General features: G+C 63.4%; 15 protein-coding genes. 6 read left to right on the forward strand and 9 right to left on the reverse strand.

Going from position 1 to position 15149, the window contains the following annotated elements:
* Window positions 1-115: 115 nt before the first annotated feature.
* The 4 genes from FHX11_RS11840 to murA form a co-directional block, all read right to left on the reverse strand.
* Window positions 116-454 (reverse strand): gamma-glutamylcyclotransferase family protein, encoded by a 339-nt coding sequence (locus FHX11_RS11840; protein ID WP_184357818.1) that lies wholly within the window; start codon window positions 452-454, stop codon window positions 116-118.
* Window positions 444-1154, reverse strand: coding sequence for an alpha/beta fold hydrolase (locus tag FHX11_RS11845; RefSeq protein WP_184357819.1), 711 nt, complete (start codon window positions 1152-1154; stop codon window positions 444-446). Before FHX11_RS11845 ends, FHX11_RS11840 begins: the two co-directional genes overlap by 11 nt.
* Window positions 1155-1255: 101 nt before the next feature.
* Window positions 1256-2146, reverse strand: a complete 891-nt coding sequence (locus tag FHX11_RS11850; protein WP_184357820.1) for an N-acetylglucosamine kinase — start codon at window positions 2144-2146, stop codon at window positions 1256-1258.
* Window positions 2143-3399, reverse strand: coding sequence for a UDP-N-acetylglucosamine 1-carboxyvinyltransferase (gene murA, locus FHX11_RS11855; RefSeq protein ID WP_184357821.1), 1257 nt, complete (start codon window positions 3397-3399; stop codon window positions 2143-2145). Before murA ends, FHX11_RS11850 begins: the two co-directional genes overlap by 4 nt.
* 179 nt (window positions 3400-3578) lie before the next feature.
* On the opposite strand from murA, the gene FHX11_RS11860 reads away from it, so the two are divergent.
* Window positions 3579-4439, forward strand: a complete 861-nt coding sequence (locus FHX11_RS11860; protein WP_184357822.1) for a MurR/RpiR family transcriptional regulator — start codon at window positions 3579-3581, stop codon at window positions 4437-4439.
* 121 nt (window positions 4440-4560) lie between these two features.
* On the forward strand, window positions 4561-5337 hold the full coding sequence (locus FHX11_RS11865; protein ID WP_184357823.1) for an SDR family oxidoreductase: 777 nt from the start codon (window positions 4561-4563) through the stop codon (window positions 5335-5337).
* A gap of 14 nt (window positions 5338-5351) precedes the next feature.
* Here the strand turns inward: FHX11_RS11865 and nadC are convergent, their stop codons facing one another.
* From nadC to FHX11_RS11890, 5 genes are all read right to left on the reverse strand, one after another.
* Complete coding sequence (gene nadC, locus FHX11_RS11870; protein ID WP_184357824.1) at window positions 5352-6209, reverse strand: carboxylating nicotinate-nucleotide diphosphorylase; 858 nt, start codon at window positions 6207-6209, stop codon at window positions 5352-5354.
* 1 nt (window position 6210) lies between these two features.
* Window positions 6211-7752, reverse strand: coding sequence for an L-aspartate oxidase (locus tag FHX11_RS11875; protein WP_184357825.1), 1542 nt, complete (start codon window positions 7750-7752; stop codon window positions 6211-6213).
* Window positions 7749-8720 (reverse strand): quinolinate synthase NadA, encoded by a 972-nt coding sequence (nadA, locus tag FHX11_RS11880; RefSeq protein ID WP_184357826.1) that lies wholly within the window; start codon window positions 8718-8720, stop codon window positions 7749-7751. The genes FHX11_RS11875 and nadA overlap by 4 nt, the downstream gene beginning before the upstream one ends.
* Before the next feature lie 70 nt (window positions 8721-8790).
* Window positions 8791-9693 carry a hypothetical protein gene (locus FHX11_RS11885; protein WP_184357827.1) on the reverse strand — a complete coding sequence of 301 codons (903 nt, stop codon included), beginning with the start codon at window positions 9691-9693 and terminating at the stop codon, window positions 8791-8793.
* 101 nt (window positions 9694-9794) lie between these two features.
* Window positions 9795-10487 (reverse strand): GntR family transcriptional regulator, encoded by a 693-nt coding sequence (locus FHX11_RS11890; RefSeq protein ID WP_184357828.1) that lies wholly within the window; start codon window positions 10485-10487, stop codon window positions 9795-9797.
* A 128-nt stretch (window positions 10488-10615) separates the two neighbouring features.
* Here FHX11_RS11890 and FHX11_RS11895 point away from each other — a divergent pair, with 128 nt between their 5' ends.
* The 4 genes from FHX11_RS11895 to araD are packed head-to-tail and all read left to right on the forward strand — an operon-like array spanning window position 10616 to window position 15148.
* The gene (locus FHX11_RS11895) at window positions 10616-11620 is read left to right on the forward strand and encodes an ABC transporter substrate-binding protein (RefSeq protein ID WP_184357829.1); all 1005 of its coding nucleotides are present in this window, start codon (window positions 10616-10618) and stop codon (window positions 11618-11620) included.
* A 53-nt stretch (window positions 11621-11673) separates the two neighbouring features.
* The gene (locus FHX11_RS11900; RefSeq protein WP_184357830.1) at window positions 11674-12489 is read left to right on the forward strand and encodes an ABC transporter ATP-binding protein; all 816 of its coding nucleotides are present in this window, start codon (window positions 11674-11676) and stop codon (window positions 12487-12489) included.
* Window positions 12490-12492: 3 nt separating this feature from the next.
* On the forward strand, window positions 12493-13356 hold the full coding sequence (locus FHX11_RS11905; protein ID WP_184357831.1) for an ABC transporter permease: 864 nt from the start codon (window positions 12493-12495) through the stop codon (window positions 13354-13356).
* A 55-nt stretch (window positions 13357-13411) separates the two neighbouring features.
* The gene (araD, locus tag FHX11_RS11910; RefSeq protein ID WP_184357832.1) at window positions 13412-15148 is read left to right on the forward strand and encodes an L-arabinonate dehydratase; all 1737 of its coding nucleotides are present in this window, start codon (window positions 13412-13414) and stop codon (window positions 15146-15148) included.
* Window position 15149 lies beyond the last annotated feature (1 nt).

A 15149-nucleotide genomic window follows, 5' to 3' on the forward strand; every position in this document is an offset into this window, starting at 1 on the left:
CGGCGTGAGAAGGAAACCCTCGGGCGAATGCCTATTATTCGGCAAGATCATCGCCTGATGGCCGGGCGACCATAGCGCGATATACCGGCCACGCCGCCGTCCCCGAAATATCCGCTTAGCGTGCCTCCGCGAGCACATAGATATAGGCTTCGCGCTCGCCATCCTCGGTCCATACCGTCGCGACGACACGGCTGTAGCCCTCGCCTTCGAAAGCATCGAGCCGCTCCCAATGTGCCGGAAGATCGGTGGATTCGAGGAGAAAGACGTCGATCTCGGCGCCGTCGTCGCTCAATTCGAGACCGGGAAAGCCCAGCGCCGCGCCCCAACCGGATTGAAGCAGCCTGCCGCGAACGATCCCCCGGCTCCAGATGCCGTCAAGCCCTTCGAGATGGTGATGGTTCACGCGTCCGGGCGCGAGCGTGCCATAGGTGGCGAGGCGATTTTCAGGCGTCATGCATGACCCTCTTCAAAAGGCTTTTGAGCAATTCGGTGATTTCCTGTGGCTGCTCGATCGCGGGAAGATGCCCGCAATCGCGCATGAGGACGAATTGCGAGGTTCTGATACCGATATGGATCTCAAGCGAATCCGATGGCGGTGTCAGCACGTCGCTGTCACCGACAGCGACCAGTGTCGGCACGGAAATCGCAGGCAGCAATACTCGCGAATCCGGGCGATCGAGAATCGCCTGCTGCTGACGCAGGAATGCATCGCCGCCAACCCGCGCCGCCATAGCCTGAAGCTCGGTTGCGACCGGCCCATCCAGATGGCTTTTATGCACGAGCTCCGGCAGCAGCTTTCTCGTGACGCCGGCAAATCTGCCGACCTTCAGGGACTCCATTCCCACACGACGGCGCTCCGCTCGTGCCGGCGTATCCGGTGCGGCGCTGGTGTCGAACAGCGCCAGCGCCAGAATGCGTTCGGGCGCCCGCCGCATGATTTCGAAAGCCACATAGCCGCCCATGGAAATACCGGCAAGGACGAAGCGATCCGGAGCAGAGCTGAGCACTCGCGCCGCCATGGCGCCGACACTGTCGTCCAAGGTCAGATCGGCAATGGCGGGATCGGCCAACGGGGCGATGCATTGCGCCTGATACCGCCAGATGCGGGTATCGCAGAGAAGGCCGGGCAGGAAGATGATGGCTGGCTTGGGCATGAAGCCGTTCTACCCGTTGCCGATCTACCAGTCCAATATATGGAAGGTGCCTTCTCTATCTGTAAAACCTATGGCGGCGGCACCATGCGTCGCCCGCGCGATCAGCGCCGGCAAACGGCTCGTCTGGCCAGAATGATCGCACCGGACACCGCATCGCCGTCGATGGGTTTCAGGCGGCGACGGACATCCGGCGCGAGCCACGGCTCCAGCGGGCTTGCAAGGCCGCCCAGCAGCGAGACGCGCGGAGCGCCCTTGTCGAAAAGGGTGCGGACCAGCGTGTCTATATGCCCGGCGGCACCCTGGACGATGCGTCGTCCAGCGGCGTCGCCCTGATCGGCATGACGCATGACCATCGGCGCCAAAGCGGCATAGTCTGTGGCCGAGGCGCGGTCCATCCAGGCGACGGCGTCCATGGGATCGTTCTGGAAGCGCTGCATGATTTCCGTCAGCAGGGCCGTCATCTCCTGCCGTCCGTCATGCGCCCGCAGCGCAAGCTGCACGACCTTCAGCCCCAGATAGGCGCCGCTGCCCTCGTCGGAGATCGGAAAGCCATAGCCACCGACCCGAAGCCGGCGCCCCTCGACAAAGCCAAGGCCGATCGATCCGGTTCCGGCGATGACGATCGCGCCATCGCGGCCCGAATGCGCGCCGAGACAGGCTCCCTCGCCGTCGCTGACGAAATCGATGCTGGCAAAGGGATGCCCTATGGCCCGCAACGCCTCAAGAGCGCCCTTACGCCCGATCCCGGCCAGCCCGACCCCGGCATGAACGCGCGCGATTTCATCCGGCCCGAGCCCTGCCTCCTCGATTGCAGCGTCAAAAGCGCGCGCGATCGAAGCCCAGGCCTCCTCTATCCCGAGCCGCGTCGTCGCCGGGCCGGACAGGCCCTGACCCAATATGTTGCCCTCCTCGTCTTCGATCCTTGTGCGGCAACCGGTGCCGCCGCCGTCGATGCCGAGGAAATAATGGGAACTGTCCGTTTCGGCGCTCATGACGTCAGCCGCTCGATATCGGCGCCACACAGGCGGAGCTTGCGATCCAGTTGCTCATAGCCGCGGTCGAGATGATAGACGCGGTTGACGATGGTTTCGCCTTCCGACACCAGTGCCGCCAGCACCAGCGAAACCGAGGCGCGCAGATCGGTCGCCATTACCTGCGCGCCCCTCAGGGGCTTGCCGCCGCGCACCAGCGCCGTCGTGCCCTGCAATTTGATGTTCGCGCCGAGGCGCATCAGTTCTGGCACATGCATGAAGCGGTTTTCGAAGACCGTCTCGCGGATCAGCGACGCGCCCTCGGCGCAGCAGGCCAGCGCCATGAACTGGGCCTGCAGGTCGGTCGGGAAGCCGGGATAGGGTTCGGTGGTGATGTCGGTGCCCTTGAGCGGCCCATCCCTGGAAACCACCAGGCCGCGATCGCTCGGCCAGACACTGACGCCCATCGCCTCCAGCACCTGTACGACGGAGGCCAGATTTTCGAGCCGGGCATGGATCAGCTCGAGCTGCCCGCCGGTGATGGCGGCCGCAACCGCATAGGTGCCGGCCTCGATCCGATCGGGGATGCCGTGATGTCTGGCAGGCCGCCAACTCGTGTTGCCGTCGATCAGGATACGATGCGTGCCCGCGCCGTCGATCCGGGCTCCCATGGCCGCAAGGCAGGCGGCGAGATCGGCCACTTCCGGCTCTCGCGCCGCATTCAATATCTCGGTCTCGCCCTTGGCGGCACATGCCGCCATCATCGCCGTCTCCGTCGCACCGACCGAAGGTGAACTCAGCACGACGCGCGAGCCCCTCAAGCCCTTCGGAGCCGATGCGACGATCGATCCATTCTCCACATCGATATCGGCCCCGAGCGTTGCCAGCGCCTTGATGTGCATGTCGACAGGCCGTGCACCGATGGCGCAGCCGCCGGGAAGCGATACGCGGGCATGACCGAAGCGCGCCAGTAACGGCGCCAGCACCAGCACCGTCGCCCGCATGCGTCTGACGGTATCGTAGGAGGTCTCCACCGAGACAATGCCGGCGGGATCGATCGTCGTGCCATGCGCCGAGCGGGTCACCACGGCACCATGGAGCGAGACGACGCCGAGCATGTTCTCGACATCGCTGACCACAGGCAGGTTCGTCAGTTCCAGCGGATGGGGGCTCAGGAGTGCCGCCGCGATCTGCGGCAGGGCGGCATTCTTGGCGCCGGCGATTGTCACCGCGCCCTGCAACCGTCTACCGCCCGATATTCGCAATCTGTCCATGATACGAAACCCGCCAAGGAAGGGGCTCAAGGGCAGGCGTGAGTCCGCGTGCCTCGGAAAGAGACTATTCGGTCATTCCAATGTGTCAATGTAATTTGGAATTTTTTATTCCAATCGCCTGTGATAGGCTTGTTTGACCATAGCGGCATGTGAACCGGCCCCTTGGCCCGAAGGAGCGGATGTCTATTCTCAAGAAGATCAGTGCGCAGCTCGACGCCATGGCGCCGGCCGATCGCCAGATCGGGCAGTTCATCGTTCAAAATCCCGATCAGATGCTACGCCTTTCCTCCGCCGCCCTTGCCGCGGAAACCGGCCGCAGCCAGTCCAGCGTCGTCAAGTTCAGCCAGAAGCTCGGCTATGCCGGCTATCAGGAGCTGAAGCTCGCCGTCAGCGAGGCCAAGGCGCAGGAATGGCAGGCGCCGGCGGGCATGATCCACGGTACGATCGAGGTCGAAGACGGCTATCTCGTCATCCTGCAAAAACTGCTGGGCAGCAAATTGCAGGCCATGCAGCAGACCATTGCGGTCAATGGCGAGCTGGAAATCGACAAGGCCTTGAACGCGCTTCATGAGGCACGCCGTATTCATCTTGCCGGCGTCGGCGCCTCGTCGCTCGTCGCCCGTGATTTCTCCTACAAGCTGATGAAGCTCGGTCGCATCGTCCTGCATGACAGCGACAGCCATGTGCAGATGGCCAACGCCTCGACGCTCGGCCCCGACGATCTGCTGTTCGCCCTCTCCTATTCCGGCGCCAGCATCGAAACGCTGCGGATCGCCGAGCTTGCCAGCCAGCGGCAGGCGACCGTCATCGCCGTCACCGGCCTCCAGGACAATCCGCTGACCCGGGTCGCGGATATCCGGCTTTATACCGTCGGCGACGAGGACCGTGTCCGCTCCTCGGCCATCACGGCGCGCGATGCGCAGCTGATGCTGACCGATCTCCTCTTCATCCTTCTGATGCAACGACAGCCGGATGCCAATGACTACGTCCACAACAGCGAAGCGGCGGTGTCCGTGCTGAAGGCCAAGCGGCTATCGTAGGCCGATCGCTCGGTGGGGTAGCATCCGGTCAACAGGTCGTGACGAAGGCGGAAATGGCCTGTACGCAGCGCAAGCGAGACCATAGGTTCCGATCCGATTGCAATCCATTCGGAGACATCACATGGACCTGGGTCTTGCCAACAAAGTCGCGCTGGTCACCGGCGGCTCGAAGGGGATCGGCTATGCCTGCGCCCGCCTCTTCCTGTCCGAGGGTGCTCGCGTCGGCATCTGCTCGCGATCGCAAGCCAATATCGACAAGGCGCTGTCCGGCCTGCCCGGCGCCATCGGCCATGCCGCCGATCTGACATCCGACAGCTATGCCTTGGCGATGGTCGACAGGATCGAAAACGAGATCGGGCCGCTCGACATTCTCGTCAACAGCGCCGGCGCCGCCACCCGTACGCCGGCTTCGGATCTCACGCCGGCGGCATGGCGCGCGGCGATGGATGCGAAGTATTTCTCCTACATCAACGTCATCGATCCCGTCATCAAGCGCATGGCGGCGCGCGGCTCCGGCACCATCGTCAACATCATCGGCAATGGCGGCAAGGTTGCCTCTCCGGTCCATCTTGCCGGCGGCGCGGCCAACGCCGCGCTGATGCTGGCAAGCGTCGGGCTCGCCAATGCCTATGCCGGCCAGGGCGTGCGCGTCGTCGGCCTCAATCCCGGCCTCACCGAGACGGACCGGGTAGCCGAGGGGCTGAAGGCTTCCGCGAAACTGGCCGGCTCCACAGAAGAAGAAGCGCTAGCCGATGCCCTCAAGCGCATTCCGATCGGCCGCATGGCAGCTCCGGAAGACATCGCCAACGTGGTCGCTTTCCTGAGCTCCTCCAAGGCGAGCTATGTCACCGGCGTCGTCATCAGCATGGATGGCGCCCAGGTCCCGACCGTGATCTGAGCGCCGGCATCACCTCAGGCGAGCGATTGCCAATCCAAACCGATATCGAGCGTCGGCGCGCTGTGCGTCAGCCAACCGACGGAGATGAGATCGACGCCGGATGCGGCGACAGTGGCGGCGGTCGCCGGCGTGATGCGGCCCGACGCCTCGGTGATCGCCCGCTCGGCAACGATGCCGACCGCCTCGCGAAGCTGGTCCGGCGTCATGTTGTCGAGCAGCACGGCGTCGACGCCTTCCGCCATGGCCTCGCGAAGTTGGTCGAGCCTATCCACCTCGACCTCGATCTTGACCATATGGCCGACGCCCGCCTTGGCGCGGCGGATCGCTTCGGCGACGCCGCCGGCGATCGCCACATGATTGTCCTTGATCAGCACGGCATCATGCAGCGCAAACCGGTGGTTCATGCCGCCGCCGGCACGCACTGCATATTTCTCGAGCGCCCGTAGCCCCGGTGTCGTCTTGCGGGTGCAGACGATCGACGCCTTCGTGCCACTGATCGCCTCGACGATACCGGCCGTGACCGTGGCGATGCCGGAGAGATGGCCGAGGAAATTCAGCGCGGTGCGCTCCGCCGTCAGGAGCGCGCGCGACGAGCCCCTGATGGTCGCTATGATGTCGCCGGGGGCCACCTTCGCGCCGTCGGAAAGGTGGCGGGTCATGACGATGCCGGGGTCGACGAGCTGGAAGGCCAGATCCGAGGCATCGAGCCCGGCCACCACGCCCGGCTGACGCGCCACCATGGCGACGGCAGAGCGATGGTCCTCCGGAATGACGGCCGCCGAAGTAATATCTCCGGCAAGACCGAGATCTTCCGTCAGAGCATTGCGCACCAGCGGCTCGACGATGAGGCGCGGAAGAGGAACGAGGATCATGTCAGGCGCTCCTGGCGAAGGAATAGGGAATGACCGACCGCGCGATATCAAGCGCGTCGGCAAGACGCATCATGCGGCGCTGCGCATCATGCAGTTTCAGCGGAAAATCCGTTCGCGCATGCGCGCCGCGCGATTCCGTCCGCAGGCTGGCGAAGACGGCGATCAACAGCGCCACGATGGCCGGATCGGCCGCCGCGCCCTCCTCCTCGACCAGCGGCAGCAGCGCCGCGATCGCGCCATGGATGGCGCCGGCATTGCGGAGAACGCCGAGATGGCGCGACACGATCGGGCGAATAAGAGAGGCGTCGGGCGCTGCCGCCCTTATCTGTTGCGAAGGCAGCACTGCCGGCGCGGCGAAAATGTCGGCCATATCCCGAGCAGCGCGCATGCCTATGATGGCCGCTTCCAGCAGCGAGTTGCTGGCGAGCCGGTTGGCGCCGTGCAGGCCGGTGGAGGCCGCCTCTCCGGCCACCCAGAGCCCCGGAACGGAACTGCGACCGGCGGCATCTGTCGCTATCCCGCCCATGTGATAGTGAACGGCGGGGCGCACCGGTATGAAGTCGCACGCCGGATCGATGCCGGCTTCGCGGCAGAGGGCGTCGATTATCGGGAAACGGCTTGCGAACCGCTTGCCGAGCGCATGCCGGGCATCGAGGAAGACCCGGCCGCCGCGGGCGATCTCGGCGCTGATGGCGCGGGCGACGATATCGCGCGGCGCCAGTTCCGCACCGGGAACCTCGGCCATGAACCGCTCGCCCCTCTCGTTGACGAGCAAGGCGCCTTCTCCGCGCACGGCCTCGCTCACCAATGCCAACGGTCGGCGGCGGGAATCGAGCGCAGTCGGATGGAATTGTACGAATTCCATGTCGGCAAGCAGCGCGCCGGCCCTGGCCGCAAGCGCGATACCCTGCCCGAAATTGCCGACCGGATTGGTGGTCGCGTCGAAAAGACCGCCGATGCCGCCCGTCGCCAGCAGGATGCGCGAGGTCGGGAGGATCGCCATTCCCTGTCCCGTCGCGCAGAGAAGGCCGCTGATCCGTTCACCGTCCAGAAGCAATCTGCGCGCCTCATATCCTTCCAGCACCGTGATCGACGGTGTTTCGGCGACAGCCCGCACGAGCGCGCGGATGATTGCCGCCCCGGAACCGTCGCCTTCGGCATGGACGATGCGGCGCCGCGAATGGGCGGCCTCAAGGCCGAGCGACAGGGCTCCGGCGGAATCTCGATCAAAACGGACGCCGGCCCGCTCCAACGCGGCGATCGTCACCGGCGCTTCGGAAATGATGCTGGCTGCGGCCGCCGTATCGCAGAGCCCGTCACCAGCGGCAAGCGTATCGGCAAGATGCAGCTCGGCACTGTCATCCGCACCGATGCTTGCGGCAATGCCGCCCTGCGCCCAGGCGCTCGACGTCTCCGCGCCGAGGGCGGCACGGGTGACGATGACGGTCGGCTCGGGGGCGAGCGTTAGCGCCGCCATCAGCCCGGCAAGACCGCTGCCGACAATGACGACGCGGGCGGAAAGATCGTTAGGAATCTCGGTCATATCGCCAGCATCCTTTCCACAGCGCGGCGCGCGGGCTCGGCGATCGCCGGGTCGACGGTCACTTCATGCCGATTTTCCTCGAGCGCCTTGCGGATGTTGCCGAGCGTGATGCGCTTCATATGCGGGCAGAGATTACAGGGCCGGATGAACTCGACATTCGGGTGATGCACCGCGACGTTGTCGCTCATCGAGCATTCGGTGAGGAGCACCACGCGCGCCGGCCGCTTGTTGCCGACATAATCCGACATGACGGCCGTCGAGCCGGCGAAATCCGCCTCGCGGACGACGTCCGGCGGGCATTCGGGATGGGCAAGCACCGTCACGCCGGGATAGTTCTCACGAAGCTGGCGCACATCGTCGGCCGTGAAAAGCTCGTGAACCTCGCAATGGCCGCGCCAGGCAATGATCTCGACATCGGTTTCGCGCGCGACGTTCTGCGCCAGATATTCGTCGGGGATCATCAGCACCTTCGGCACGCCGAGCGACTCCACCACTTGGCGGGCATTGCCGGAGGTGCAGCAGATGTCGGATGCCGCTTTCACGGCGGCGGATGTATTGACATAGGTGATGACGGGAACGCCCGGATGGGCTTGACGCAGCAAGGCGATATCCTCCGGCGTGATCGAATCCGCCAGCGAACAGCCGGCCGCCATGTCGGGGATCAGTACCGTCTTCTCCGGATTGAGCAGTTTGGCGGTTTCAGCCATGAAATGCACGCCCGCCAAAACGATGATATCGGCGTCGACGTCGATCGCCTTGCGGGCAAGGGCAAGACTGTCGCCAACGATATCGGCGACGCCGTGGAAGATTTCCGGCGTCTGGTAATTATGCGCGAGGATGACGGCATTGCGGCGGCGCTTCAGCTCGAGGATCGCCTCGATATCATCCTGAAACGTCATCCATTCGGCTTTGGGAATGACGCGGCTGACGCGATCATAAAGGGAGGATGCAGATACGAGGTGGTTCATGATCGGCTCCTTATTTATACTCATTTTGAGTATATCATGAGCAAATAGATATTCTCGCAATGAGCATATGTCAATTGCGGGAGAGCGGTAATTTCGTGCCGGTGAGTTCGCGCTCTTCGAGCACGGCGCGACGGAAGCGGAAAAGCTTGGCCGGTCGGCCGCCGGTCTCGCTTTCGGTTTCGCTCGTCTCCTCCACCAGCTCCTGCTGCTCGACGAGGCGACGGAAATTCTGCTTGTGCAGCGTCAGGCCGGCGAGTGCCTCGACGGTGCGCTGCAACTGCAGCAGGGTGAAATGTTCAGACATCAGCTCGAAGACGACGGGGCGATATTTGATCTTGGCCCTTAGCCGCGCCATGCCGGTGGCGAGAATGCGCCTGTGGTCGGCGAACATCGAACGGCCGAAGCCGCCCGGCTGAGAGCATCCGGCCTCCTGAACGAGACCAGCCTCGTAAAGAAGCTCGTAGCGCTGCAAGACAAGATCTTCATTCCACGCTGTGCCATTGAGCCCAAAGGCATAATCGGCACGGCGGCGACGCGGATCGCGCTGAACGCTATCGCTGCCGATCCAACCATCGAGACGGGAGGCGATAGCGTCGAGGACGCCCGGCCGGCCGTTGCGATGATCTTCCCAGGGGAAATATTCGTACCAGCCATGCCAACCCGACAGGCCGGCACTCGGCGCGGCCTGCTCGCGCACAAGGCCGAGATAGCTGATCGAGATGGTCCGTCCGCCCAGAATCTCATTGTTCCGATCCCGGTCGGCGAAAGTATAGAGCTGCTCAAGATAACCGACCGGATGCGCCGTCTGCTCCTGCACCCATTCGCGAAGCCCGCTTTGCAGCGTCCGGTGTCCGAGTTCGAATGGGCCGGACGGCAGAGCCTCGCCGGAGCGCACCGTCATAACCCGCGGCTCATGGCCGGTAACGGCCGTCAGAACCGCGATCAGTTCGGCATGCGCAAGCCCGAGGGTCAAGGAATCTCCATATGTTGTTTGAACCTGCACTTTTGTCGCATGAAGAGCAGCCGATGCCAATGAGCGGAGGTGGCCCGGCGGGCGATATCAACATGACAGTCCTATCGGCGGACATAATCCGGATATTGCTCGCAAATCAGGTCGATGATCGACAGCGTTCCGGACAGGTGCTTGCGCAGCGCCGCAACCGCCAATTCCGCATTGCCTGAGCGAACGGCATCGACAACGGCGTGATGATCGGCGGCGACCTGTTGCAGCTTGCCGGGCATCGGCAGGTTCAGCCGGCGCAAGCGGTCGAGATGAACGCTCTGGCGGCGGACCGTCGCCCACAGGCCCAATATGCCGACACGCTCGAACAGGATGCGATGGAAATCCTTGTCGAGCGAATCGAACAGATCATATGTCTCCGGCGACATCACATGCTCCTGCCGCGCAAGGACCAGCGCCAGGGCATCGGCGGTCTCCTCGGGCGATTCGCTCGTCAGACGCCGGATGGCTTCCAGCTCGATCGACAGCCTCAGGAAGTGCGCCTCGCGCGCATTGCCGATATCGATGCGGGAGACGACGGTCGCGTATTGCGGATAGACCTCGACCAACCCCTCCTCCTCCAGGCGGATCAAGGCGTCGCGAACCGGCGTCTGGCTGACGTTGAACTCACTTTGCAGCGAAATGCGCGAGAGAACCGTCGTCGGCGGCAGGTCCATCGAAAGAATGCGCGAGCGCAGGATTTCCAGGATCTGCGGCGCGACCTGGCGCGAGCGGTCCAGGGCGAATTCTCTCGGATTTACTTTCATTGACCACCTTCCCGATCCAGCACATTCACCCATTAAGCACAATTTAGGGGTTGATGCACTGATACATTAGTGCTTTAGTCTGCGGATGCAAATGCGATTTCGCGTTTGACTCATTCTGGGAGGAAATGATGAGAGCTTTCATTCGCGGCCTGACCGCGGCCTGTCTCGTGCTTGCCGGCAGCTTGTCCGCCGGCGCCGCCGAGAAGACGGATATTTCGATCACCCGCCAGCCGGGCATTCTCTATCTCGTCAGCCATGTGATGGAGACGCAGAAGCTGATCGAAAAGCGCGCCGAGGCCGATGGCCTTCCGGGCGTCAAGGTCGAATGGCGGACCTTCAGCGGCGGCGGCGCGCAGACCGATGCGCTGCTCGCCGGCAATGTCGATATCGTCAATACCGGCACCGGCAATCTGCTGCTGCTTTGGGATCGCACCCGCGGCAAGGTCAAGGGCATCGTCACCAATTCCGCCCAGCCGGTCATCATGGTTTCGCGCGATCCGCGCATCAAATCGCTGAAGGACATCCAGCCGGGCGACAAGATCGCCGTGCCGACGGTCGGCGTTTCCACGCAGGCGATCCTGCTGCAGATGGCAGCCGCCCAGATGTATGGCGACGATCAAGTGAAAAAATTCGATGCGAACACGGTGCAACTCGGCCACCCCGATGCCATGGCGGCGCTCGCCAACCAGACACATGAGGTGAAGAACCATTTCTCCGCCCCGCCCTTCCAGTATCTGGAACTGAAGCAGCCGGGCGTCCATGAGGTGATCAATTCGCGCGACATCATCGGCGGCGACCTGACTCAGGGCACCTTCTTTACGACGACGCAGTTCGCCGAGGCCAATCCGACGATCATCAAGGCGGTGCGCGAAGCGACGGCCGATGCCATCGAGGTAATCAAGAAAGACCCGAAGACCGCCGTCGAGGCCTACAAGACGGTCAGCGGCGACAAAACGAGCGTAGACGACCTGGTCGCGATCCTGAACCAGCCGCACATGATGGAATTCCGCATGGACCCGCAGGGAACGATGAAGTTCGCCGCGCACCTCCACAAGATCGGCACGCTGAAGACGATGCCGAAGGCGTGGACCGACTACTATCTGCCCGAAGCGGCCGATCTGAACGGCAATTGATGTCTGGTGGCGGCGCGAATGCCGCCTCTCGCACTCATCTCGAAGGAGCCCCCATGCTTCAGGCAAAAATCGCAGACGACCCGACAAAAACCGAACTGGCGGCCACGACCCCGCTTCTCAACGTCGACAAGGTGACGCTTCGCTACAAGACGCCGAACCTTCTGATCACCGCCACCGAAGATGTCAGCTTTTCCGTCGCCCAGTCCGACCGTTTCGTGCTGCTCGGACCGTCCGGCTGTGGAAAGTCGACCTTGCTGAAGGCAATCGGCGGCTATCTGACGCCGACGAGCGGCCGGATCGAGATCAAGGGGCAGCCGGTGAAAAAGCCGGGCGCCGACCGCATGATGGTCTTTCAGGAGTTCGACCAGCTCCTGCCGTGGAAGACCGTCCTTGAAAACGTCATGTTTCCGCTGACGACCGCGCGCCGCCTGCCCCGCACGGAGGCCGAAGCCATTGCCCGCGACTATATCGACAAGGTGAAGCTGACGCGCGCCGTCGATACCTACCCTCATATGCTCTCGGGTGGCATGAAGCAGCGCGTGGCGATCGCGCGTGGCATGGCCATGCAGCCCGATATCCTGCTGATGGACGAACCCTTCGCCGCACTCGACGCACTGACCCGCCGGCAGATGCAGGACGAGCTTTTGCAGCTCTGGGAAGATACCCGTTTCACCGTCATCTTCGTCACCCATTCGATCGCCGAGGCGATCAAGATTTCCAACCGTATCCTGCTGCTGTCGCCGCATCCAGGCCGGGTCAAGGCCGAGGTCCGCAATGTCGAGGCCGTCCGCAACGATGCGGCCGCGGCTGCCAAGCTGGAGCAGGAAATCCATCACATGCTGTTTGCCGAAGCCGGACACAGGGAGTAGGCCATGAGCGCACCACAGATCATCCTTGCGGCCGAGAGGGCTGACGCCGCAGGCCATATCGCCGCCGTCGAGCAGAAACTCGGCGCCCTCGAGCTCCTCTGGCAGTCGAGCTTCTTCCGCAAATCGCTGCTGATCCTCGTCCTCGCCATCATCTGGGAGCTCTATGCGCGGCATCTCGACAATCCGCTGCTTTTCCCGACGCTCAGCGACACGCTGACCGCCCTCTATGACCGCTTCGCCGACGGCGTCTTGCCGGAACGTATCTGGACCACGCTGAAGATTCTGATCACCGGCTATGTGGCGGGCACCGTGCTCGCCGCCATCCTGACGGTCGTCGCCATCAATACCCGTATCGGCACCGACTTTCTGGAGACGATGACGGCGATGTTCAACCCGCTGCCGGCGATCTCGCTGCTGCCGCTCGCCCTTATCTGGTTTGGCCTCGGACCGGCGAGCCTGGTCTTCGTCCTGGTGCATTCGGTCCTCTGGGCCGTCGCGCTCAATACCCATGCCGGCTTTCTCGGCGTGTCGCGCACCTTGCGCATGGTTGGCGCCAATTACGGGCTGACCGGACTTTCCTACGTCTTCCGCATCCTCATTCCCGCCGCCTTCCCATCGATCCTGACCGGCCTGAAGATCGGCTGGGCCTTCTCCTGGCGCACACTGATCGCCGCCGAGCTTGTCTTCGGCGTCTCCTCCGGCCAGGGCGGCCTTGGATGGTTCATCTTCGAAAACCGCAACCTTCTCGACATACCCGCTGTTTTCGCCGGCCTGCTGACAGTCATCGTCATCGGCCTTATCGTCGAGAACCTCGTCTTCCAGACGATCGAACGCCGGACATTGCTGAAGTGGGGCATGAAGGAATGATGCGACGCATGGCCCCATCTCCTCGACCAATCTCTGAATACAAGGCGCGAACATTATGAGTAAAAACAAGAAACCAGCAGAGCTTCGCAGTGCCAGATGGTTTGCCCCCGATGATCTCAGAAGCTCGGGGCATCGCTCGCGTACCATGCAGATGGGCTATGCGCCAGAAGAATGGGCCGACAAGCCTGTTATCGCCATTCTCAACACCTGGTCGGACGCCAATCCCTGTCATGCGCATTTCAAGCACCGCGTCGAGGACGTGAAGCGCGGCATCCTGCAGGCCGGCGGTTTCCCGCTGGAGCTGCCTGCCTTGTCGCTGTCGGAAAGCTACGTGAAGCCGACGACCATGCTCTATCGCAACATGCTCGCCATGGAGGCCGAGGAGCTCTTGCGTTCGCATCCGGTCGACGGCGCCGTGCTGATGGGCGGCTGCGACAAGACCACGCCGGGCCTCGTCATGGGCGCGCTCTCCATGGGCCTGCCGATGATCTACCTGCCGGCCGGCCCGATGCTGCGCGGCAATTATCGCGGCGAATATCTGGGCTCCGGCTCGGACGGCTGGAAATTCTGGGACGAACGCCGCGCCGGCACCATCTCTGAGAAGGAATGGGTCGATGTCGAAGCCGGCATCGCCCGCTCCTACGGCCATTGCATGACCATGGGCACGGCGAGCACGATGACGGCGATCGCCGAAGCGCTGGGCCTTACCCTGCCCGGCGCAAGCTCGATCCCCGCGCCGGATGCCAATCATATCCGCATGTCGTCGGCCGTCGGCCGGCGCATCGTCGACATGGTGTGGGAGGATCTTGTTCCCTCGAAGATCGTCACCGCGGCCGCCTTCAACAATGCCGTCGCGGTGGCGATGGCGACGGGCTGTTCCACCAATGCCGTCGTGCACCTGATCGCCATGGCGCGGCGCGCCGGCGTCGACCTGACGCTGGACGATCTCGACAAGGCCGGGCGTACCACACCGGTGCTCGCCAATATCCGCCCGACCGGCAAGACCTACCTCATGGAGGATTTCTATTATGCCGGCGGCCTTCGAGCGCTGATGGTGAAGCTGTCCTCGAAACTCGACCTCTCCGCCCTCACCGTGTCGGGCGTCACCCTCGGCGAAACGCTGGAGGGCGCGAAATGCTACAATGACGATGTCATCCGCTCGCTGGACAATCCGGTCTACCACGAGGGATCGCTTGCCGTCGTGAAGGGCAATCTCGCCCCGACAGGCGCAGTCATCAAACCCGCCGCCTGCGATCCGCGCTTCCACAAGCATCAGGGACCGGCGTTGGTCTTCGACAGCTATCCGGAAATGAAGGCGGCGGTGGACGACGAGAACCTCGATATCACGCCAGATCACGTCATGGTGCTGCGTGGTGCCGGCCCACAGGGCGGACCGGGCATGCCGGAATGGGGCATGCTGCCGATCCCGAAGGCACTGCTGAAGCAGGGTCATCGCGACATGTTGCGCCTCTCCGACGCCCGCATGAGCGGCACCAGCTACGGCGCCTGCATCCTGCACGTTTCGCCGGAATCCCATGTCGGCGGTCCATTGGCGCTCTTGAAGAACGGCGACATCATTCGCCTCGATCTCGAAGCGCGGCGGATCGACATGCTGGTCGACGAGGAGGAATTGCAGCGGCGCCGCGACGCCTGGGTCAAGCCGGCGGAGAAATTCGGCCGCGGCTATGGCTGGATGTTCAATCGCCATGTCGCCCAGGCCGATACCGGCTGCGACTTCGATTTCCTGGAACCCGGTTTCGGCCCGACGCCGGGCGAACCCGACATCTACTGAT

The sequence above is a fragment of the Rhizobium sp. BK602 genome, assembly GCF_014195095.1.
Taxonomy (GTDB): Bacteria; Pseudomonadota; Alphaproteobacteria; order Rhizobiales; family Rhizobiaceae; genus Rhizobium.